Here is a 2,563-nt window from a genome sequence, read left to right as displayed (position 1 = left end):
GACGGCGACGGCGGCGCGCGCGCGGTGCCCGTCGAGCTGCGCCTCGTCGGCGAGCACCACGTGCACAACGCGCTCGCCGCGGCGGCCGCGGGGCTCGCGGTCGGCCTGAGCCTCGACGAGGTCGCCGCGGGGCTCAGCGCCGCGGACGCGCTCAGCCCGCACCGCATGCACGTCGTCGAGCGTCCCGACGGCGTGACCGTCGTCGACGACTCCTACAACGCCAACCCGGACTCGATGCGCGCCGCGCTCAAGGCGCTCGCCGTGCTCGCGGGCCGCGACCGGCGCTCGATCGCGGTCCTCGGCGAGATGCTCGAGCTCGGCGACGAGCACCGCGAGGCGCACGACGCGATCGGACGCCTCGTCGTCCGGCTCAACATCGGTCTCACGGTCGTCGTCGGCGAGGGCGCGCGCGCGATCCGCGACGGCGCCAACCACGAGGGCTCGTGGGGCGACGAGGTGCTGCTCGCGGACGACGTCGAGGCCGCGGCGCAGTTCCTCGAGGGCGAGCTGCGGCCCGGTGACGTCGTGCTCGTGAAGTCGTCGTACGGGGCCGGGCTGTGGCAGCTCGGCGACCTGCTCGTCGGTGAGGTCGCGCGGTGATCGCCGTCCTCATCGCCGGTGGGCTCTCGATGCTCATCGCGCTGCTCGGCACGCCGCTGTTCATCCGCTTCCTCGTCGCGCGGCAGTACGGGCAGTTCATCCGCCAGGACGGACCGACCGCGCACTTCACGAAGCGCGGGACGCCGACGATGGGCGGCGTCGTCATCATCGGCGCGACGCTGCTCGGGTTCGCCGGCGCGCAGATGGCGACCGGCACCCTGCCGTCCGCGTCCGCGGTCCTCGTGCTGTTCCTCATGACGGGTCTCGGCGTCGTCGGGTTCCTCGACGACTACATCAAGATCTCCCGGCAGCGCAGCCTCGGGCTCAAGGCGCGCTGGAAGATCGTGGGGCAGGGGCTCGTCGGGATCACCTTCTCGGTCGCCGCGCTGCAGTTCCCGAACGAGAAGTTCCGCACGCCCGCGTCGACGCACATCTCGTTCATCCGCGACACGAACATCGACCTGGCCTTCGCGGGCGCGACGGTCGGGCTCATCCTCTTCGTCGTCTGGGCGAACTTCCTCATCACCGCCTGGTCGAACGCGGTGAACCTCACCGACGGCCTCGACGGGCTCGCGACCGGCGTCTCGCTCATCGTGTTCGGCGCGTACGTCGTCGTCGGCGTGTGGCAGAACAACCAGAGCTGCCAGAACCTCCTGACGGCCGGCCCGAGCTGCTACGAGACGCGCGACCCGATGTCGCTCGCGGTCGTCGCCGCCGCGATCACGGGCGCGTGCTTCGGCTTCCTCTGGTGGAACGCGAGCCCCGCGAAGATCTTCATGGGCGACACCGGGTCGCTGGCCCTCGGCGGCGCGCTCGCCGGCCTGTCGATCCTGTCCCGCACCGAGATCCTCGCGGCGATCATCGGCGGCCTGTTCGTGCTCATCGTGCTCTCCGACGTCATCCAGATCGGCTTCTTCCGGCTCACCGGGAAACGGGTCTTCAAGATGGCGCCGCTGCACCACCACTTCGAGCTGTCCGGGTGGGGCGAGGTCACCATCGTCATCCGGTTCTGGCTCATCGCCGGGCTGTTCGTCGCGCTGGGCGTCGGGATCTTCTACGCCGAGTGGGTGGCCGGCTAGGTGGCGGTCCCCGACCTGGAGGGCGCCCGCGTCGTCGTCGCCGGCATGGGTGTGTCGGGCCGCGCCGCGGCCGAGGTGCTCGCGTCGCGCGGCGCACGCGTGGTCCCCGTCGACGACGCCGCCGGCGACGTGCTGTCCACGGACGAGCTGCTCGCGGGCGACGTCCTCGACCGGACCGACCTCGTCGTCGCGTCGCCCGGTCTCGCACCCCACCACCCGCTGCTGCGCGCCGCGACCGCGCGCTCGGTGCCGGTGTGGAGCGAGGTCGAGCTCGCGTGGCAGGTCCGCGTCGCGACGTCCGGCGGCGAGCCGGCGCCGTGGCTCGCGGTCACGGGCACGAACGGCAAGACGACGACCGTCGGCATGCTCGAGTCGATCCTGCAGGCCGCCGGGCGCGCGACGGCGGCCGTCGGGAACGTGGGCACGCCCGTCGTGCTCGCGGCGACCGACCCGACGCTCGACGTGCTCGCCGTCGAGCTCTCGAGCTTCCAGCTGCACCACACGTACGCGATGTCCGCGCAGGCCGCGGCCGTGCTCAACGTCGCGGCCGACCACCTCGACTGGCACGGGACGCTCGACGCGTACGCCGCCGCGAAGGGGCGGATCTACGAGCGCGCGCAGGTCGCGTGCGTGTACAACGTTGCCGACCCCGTGACCGAGCACCTCGTGCGCGAGGCGGACGTCGTCGACGGCTGCGTGGCCGTCGGCTTCACGACGGGCACCCCGAGCGTCGGGCAGGTCGGGCTCGTCGAGGACGTGCTCGTCGACCGTGGGTTCGCGCGGCTGCGCCACACGCACGCCGCCGAGCTCGGCACGCTCGCCGACCTGCACCGGCTCGCCGGGCCCGACGGTGCCGTCCCGCCGCACGTCGTCGCCGACGCGCT

3 protein-coding genes are annotated in these 2,563 nt (G+C 72.8%); all 3 read left to right on the top strand.

Going from position 1 to position 2,563, the window contains the following annotated elements:
* On the top strand, positions 1-600 hold a 600-nt coding region (locus HGA02_RS15995), incomplete at its 5' end, for a glutamate ligase domain-containing protein (protein ID WP_281357201.1).
* Positions 597-1,679, top strand: a complete 1,083-nt coding sequence (gene mraY, locus HGA02_RS15990) for a phospho-N-acetylmuramoyl-pentapeptide-transferase (RefSeq protein ID WP_168680082.1) — start codon at positions 597-599, stop codon at positions 1,677-1,679. The genes HGA02_RS15995 and mraY, both read left to right, overlap by 4 nt.
* A 45-nt stretch (positions 1,680-1,724) precedes the next feature.
* A partial coding sequence (locus tag HGA02_RS15985) for a Mur ligase family protein (protein WP_246247911.1) occupies positions 1,725-2,563 on the top strand: 839 nt, incomplete at its 3' end.

The organism is Cellulomonas septica (assembly GCF_012396155.1).
Lineage (GTDB): Bacteria > Actinomycetota > Actinomycetes > Actinomycetales > Cellulomonadaceae > Cellulomonas > Cellulomonas septica.
The sequence above is the reverse complement of the archived record's forward strand: the minus strand, read 5'-3'. Positions and strand labels throughout refer to the sequence as shown.